This is a genomic window from Mycobacterium sp., from assembly GCF_032162105.1.
In the GTDB taxonomy this organism is placed as follows: domain Bacteria; phylum Actinomycetota; class Actinomycetes; order Mycobacteriales; family Mycobacteriaceae; genus Mycobacterium.
Genome location: NZ_JAVRPS010000114.1, coordinates 1 through 4,999, shown reverse-complemented (window position 1 = coordinate 4,999; position 4,999 = coordinate 1). Strand labels below are relative to the sequence as shown.

The 4,999-nt window shown below is 68.0% G+C and carries 5 protein-coding genes; all 5 read left to right on the top strand.

All coding sequences use genetic code 11. The features are described 5' to 3' along the window. Positions 1 to 638 (top strand): translation elongation factor Ts (tsf, locus tag QOC69_RS05575; RefSeq protein ID WP_526437204.1); only part of this gene is annotated, 638 nt, incomplete at its 5' end. A 145-nt stretch (positions 639 to 783) separates the two neighbouring features. Further along, positions 784 to 2,202 carry an amidase gene (locus QOC69_RS05570; protein ID WP_526437202.1) on the top strand — a complete coding sequence of 473 codons (1,419 nt, stop codon included), beginning with the start codon at positions 784 to 786 and terminating at the stop codon, positions 2,200 to 2,202. A gap of 461 nt (positions 2,203 to 2,663) precedes the next feature. After that, positions 2,664 to 3,761 carry an ABC transporter permease gene (locus QOC69_RS05565; protein ID WP_526437200.1) on the top strand — a complete coding sequence of 366 codons (1,098 nt, stop codon included), beginning with the start codon at positions 2,664 to 2,666 and terminating at the stop codon, positions 3,759 to 3,761. 31 nt (positions 3,762 to 3,792) lie between these two features. Further along, positions 3,793 to 4,359, top strand: a complete 567-nt coding sequence (locus QOC69_RS05560) for an FtsX-like permease family protein (protein ID WP_526437198.1) — start codon at positions 3,793 to 3,795, stop codon at positions 4,357 to 4,359. 3 nt (positions 4,360 to 4,362) lie between these two features. Further along, positions 4,363 to 4,999, top strand: a 637-nt coding sequence (locus QOC69_RS05555) for an ABC transporter ATP-binding protein (RefSeq protein ID WP_526437196.1), incomplete at its 3' end; no start/stop codon positions are given.

Sequence of the window (4,999 nt, the reverse complement as noted above, 5' to 3'; positions counted from 1 at the left end):
GTCTGGTGGTGGCCAAGGACGGCGCGCTGGTCGAGCTCAACTCCGAGACCGACTTCGTCGCGAAGAACGCCGAGTTCCAGGCGCTCGCCGACCTGGTCGTCACCGCCGCGGCAGCGGCCAAGGCGACTGACGTCGACGCGCTGAAGGCCGCCAAGGCGGGCGACAGCACAGTCGAGCAGGCCGTCGCGGACATGTCGGCCAAGATCGGCGAGAAGCTCGAGCTGCGTCGCGTCGCGTACTTCGACGGCACTGTCGAGACGTACCTGCACAAGCGGGCGGCCGATCTGCCGCCCGCGGTGGGTGTTCTCGTCGAGTACACGGGTAACGGAAAAGAAGCCGCGCACGCGGTGGCCCTGCAGATCGCCGCGCTGAAGGCCAAGTACCTGACGCGCGACGAGGTGCCCGACGACCTCGTGGCCAACGAGCGCCGCATCGCCGAGGAGACCGCACGCAACGAGGGCAAGCCCGAGCAGGCCCTGCCGAAGATCATCGAGGGTCGCCTGACCGGCTTCTACAAGGACGTCGTGCTGCTGGACCAGCCGTCGGTGTCCGACAACAAGAAGTCCGTCAAGGCTCTGCTCGACGAGGCCGGCGTGACCGTGACGCGGTTCGTCCGGTTCGAGGTCGGCCAGGCCTGAGCGCCCAACGAGACTTGAGCGGCTGACCACGCCGCTCTCGAGGAAGCCCCGCGCACTTACCGGTGATCCCGGTTGGCGCGGGGCTTCTATTTGGGTCGGTGACCCGGCGGGCCCTATTAGACACGTGTATTGCTAGCGTCGGGGTATGACGTTGGTTTCCGCGTTCGACGATGACGCGCTGGGCGAGTTGGACGCCGTGGGGGTGGCGGAGGCCTTGAGGTCGGGCGCAATGTCGCCGACGGATGCGGTCGAGGCGGCCATCGCCCGCACCGAGAAGGCCGACCCGCAGTTGAACGGCCTGGCTTACGAGGCGTTCGATCGCGCCCGCACCCGTGCTGACGCCACGCACGTCTACGGCGGCTACTTCGACGGCGTGCCGACCTTCGTCAAGGACAACGTCGCCGTGGGGGGCATGCCCACCGGGGAGGGTGCCGATGCGTGGCACCCACGACCGGAGACTGCCGACGGTGACTTCGCCCGCGCCTATCTGTCCACCGGCCTGATCCCGCTGGGCAAGACGCAGATGTCGGAGTTCGGCTTCAGCGCCTCAGCCGAACATCCGCGACTCGGGCCGGTCCGCAACCCCTGGAACACCGACCGCACCGCCGGAGCATCGTCGTCGGGGTCCGGCGCGTTCGTGGCCGCCGGAGTGGTGCCGATCGCGCACGCGAACGACGGCGGCGGATCGATCCGGATCCCGGCTTCCTGCAACGGACTGGTCGGACTCAAGCCATCGCGGGGCCGACTGCCGCTGGACAAGAACGTGCGCCAGATGCCGATCCGGATCGTGGCCAACGGGGTGGTCACCCGGTCGGTCCGGGACACCGCCGCGTTCTACCGCGAGGCCGAAAAGGTTTGGCGCAACACCAGACTCGCGCCGATCGGCGACGTCACCGGACCGGGGCGGGATCGCTTGCGCATCGCCGTGTTCACCAAGTCCGTCAAGCGTGAATGCAGCCAAGAGGTCCGGGACGTGACGCTGACGACCGCCGCGCTGCTCGAAGGGATGGGCCACCGCGTCGAGCATCTCGGCGCACCGCCGGTGCCGCAATCCTTCATCGACGACTTCTTGCTGTACTGGGCGTTGCTGTCACTGGCGTTGGTGCGCGGCGGCAAGAAGCGGTTCGGCGAGTCCTTCGACCGCACCCGGCTGGACAACCTGACGCTGGGCCTGGAGAAGCACGCCGGCCGCAACCTGCACCACCTGCCAGCGGCGATCGCGCGCCTGGCGACGTTGCGCAGGCGCATGCTCGGGCAGCTGCGGGACTATGACGTCCTGCTGACGCCGACGCTGGCCGAGGAGCCGCCCCGCATCGGCCATCTCGATCCCACCGCCGACTACGACCAGATCATCGACCGGCTGGTGGACTGGGTGGCGTTCACGCCGCTACAGAACGTCACCGGCGATCCGGCGATCTCGCTGCCCTTGGGGCAGTCCGCGAGCGGGCTTCCGATCGGGATGATGTTCAGTGCGCAGCTGGGCCACGACGCCACGCTGCTGGAGCTCGCCTACGAGCTCGAAGTGGCCAGCCCGTTCCGCGGCATCCAGACGGCCGAGCTCTAGCCGTCGAACGCTCGCCATCGGGCGCCGCGCGGTGCGGATTCGAACATGGCGGTGGATGGCCGGGGCGGCGTCCGGTCCGACGGTTCGGTGCGTCAGCCGGCAATTTTGGTAACGACGACGAGTACGGCTGCGACAGTTCGGACTTGGGTGACCGTGCGGGCCATATCGGTGCCCGGTCGCCCTTCTCCGACGAGGTGTCGGATGTGCCGATCCGGCGACCGGCTTGGTGCGCCAGCGCACTCGCGCACGGCACGATGTTGCGTCTTGCGGGGTCGCGACGACGAAATCCGTTGACTCTACGACACATCGAAGTAACCAGCCATGGTGCGAGTTAACCTGGCCGACACTGGCCGTAGCCATTGGCGAAACACAGCGATCTCACCATCCTTCGTGTGGAGACCTCTGCGCCCACAACCGTTCGATCACCGGCGTTCGCCACCGCGGCATCGGGGAGCACGTTCATGTGTCTCGTCCGCTTCGCGCTGGCGAACATCCGCCGTCGTCCCGAACGGTTCGTGCTGTCCGTTCTCGGCATCGCACTGGCGATCGCCTGTGTGACCATCGTCCGCACGATCTCGGCGGGTTTCGCCATCACGGGGGCCGACTCGGTCACCGACGTGCTCGGCGGCGCCCAGCTGTGGGCGGTGCCCGCCGCGGGTGTGCATTTCGACCCCGATGCGCAGGCCCTCGTCGCAGGCGGCGCCGCGCCGACCCTCGTGGTGTCAGACGGTTGGCAGGCGACCCGCACGTTGTCCGGTGTCACGGAGATCAACGGAATGCCGGTCTCGCTGCGCGGACGCGACGAAATCCCCAGCGGTCAGGCCGTTTTGGGATCCGGTCTGGCCGACCGGCTTGGCCTGACCCCTGGCGACCGCGTGGTGGTCGGCGGCCAGAGCCTGACCGTCAGCGTCACGGGCAGCGGCCAGAGCGTCACCGTGGCGACGGGCCTGGCGGCTTCCGTCGTCGGCGAGAACGGGTGGTGGACCGTGCTCGCGCCCTCCGGTGAAGAGAAGCGGCGCGACCTCGGCCCGACGTTCGGCACTGCGGTGGGTCTGCCTGCCACGTCGGATCCGGCGGTGGCCCCCGACCCGAACGGCTCCGGGCTGATCTACGACACCGTCGGCGGCAACGGCCCGCTGACGTTCGAGCAAAAGTTCTCCGCCCTGTTCTCGGGCAAGGTGACCAGCTCCACGCTGGGGCTCATCTCCACGATCGGACTCGGTCTCGGGTTCATCATCGCGGTCTCCTCCTTCCTGGCCGCCGTCCAGGAACGCAAGCGCGAGTTCGGCATCATGTCCAGCATCGGCCTCGCCGACGAGGTCCTCTACTTCTTCCTCGTCGAGTCGGCGATCACCTTCGTGGTGGCCTACCTCGTCGGCGTGCTCGGCGCCGGAGCCGCTGTGGCGCTGGTGATTCCGGACATCGCCACGCTTGTCGCGTGGCTGCAGGCCGCCGGAATGGTGGCCACCTTCGTACCCGCGATGGCGATCGTCGGCGCGCTGGTCCCTGTGCACAGGTTGCTGCAGCAACGACCCGTCGATCTGCTGGGGGATCGCTGATGTGCGGGGCGAGCGAAGCGACGGGAGAAACATGCTGAGCAAGGGTCTGTCCTACGGCTGGCTGGCCGCCCGGCGCCGGATCAAGGAGATGGTGCTGCCGGTCATCACGACGGCCACGGGCGCATTCCTGGTCGTGATCGTGTTCGGCATGTCCGACGGAATCCGTGCGCAGTCCGCGTCGCTCGGCCACGCCGACCAGATCGGCCGCGCGGTCGTGCTCATCGCCGTCACCGTGTTGCTGGTCGGTGTCGTCGAGGTGGCCGTCGCCACCACCCGCACCGTTGCGCACCGCACCCGCGAACTGGGCGTGCTCGGTGCGAACGGCATCCCGCGTGGGCCGGTGATCGCAGCGCTGCTCGTCGAGCCGGTGATCGCCGCGGTACTCGGCGCCGTCGCGGGCGCCGCCCTCGCCGCGGTTACCGCAATCATCCTGGGGGCCACCGGGTTGGCGCCGACCGGAGTGTCACTGGCGGGCGTGCTCGCAGGCTCGGGCATCGCCGTCGGGGTGAGCATCGCGGCGGCGCTGACCACCAGCATCGTGCCCACGTGGAACGCAGCGTCGCGCCCACCCATCCGTTCGCTCTCGAGTGGAGGTTAGGCCATGACGGCCGTACAAGACACCAAGGACACCACGGACGCCGCCGCCACGGCGGTCGACGAGAAGTCCGGTGCCGCCAAGACGCCGGTGATCGAGATCTCCGACGTTTGGAAGCTGCACAAGCTCGGCGACGAGGTCGTCAAGGCGCTGGTGGCGGCCGACCTACAGGTGATGCCAGGCGAATTCGTCTGCCTGATGGGCCCGAGCGGCAGCGGGAAGTCCACACTGCTCAATATCATCGGCGGACTCGACCGGCCCACCAAGGGATCGGTCAAGGTCGCGGGTAAGGACACCTCGAAGCTCACCGAGAGCCAGTTCGCCGCATTGCGGCACGACACCATCGGCTTCATCTTCCAGAGCTACAACCTGATCCCGTTCCTGTCTGCCGTGGAGAACGTCGAGCTGCCATTGATGTTCGAGCCCTACGACCGAAAGTCGTTGCGCAAGAGGGCGTTGGAACTTCTCGACCTGGTCGGCCTTAGTCACCGGGTGGACCATCAGCCAACCAAGATGTCCGGAGGTGAGCAGCAGCGCACCGCCATCGCGCGCTCGCTCATCAGTAACCCGACCCTCGTCCTCGCCGACGAGCCGACGGCGAACCTGGATCACAAGACGGGGGAGACGGTCGTGCGAATGCTGC

Bases quoted from the DNA above. Each gene is read 5' to 3' on its own strand.
- QOC69_RS05560 (WP_526437198.1), top strand. From the start codon at position 3,793: ATGCTGAGCAAGGGTCTGTCCTACGGCTGGCTGGCCGCCCGGCGCCGG.
- QOC69_RS05570 (WP_526437202.1), top strand. From the start codon at position 784: ATGACGTTGGTTTCCGCGTTCGACGATGACGCGCTGGGCGAGTTGGAC.
- QOC69_RS05565 (WP_526437200.1), top strand. From the start codon at position 2,664: ATGTGTCTCGTCCGCTTCGCGCTGGCGAACATCCGCCGTCGTCCCGAA.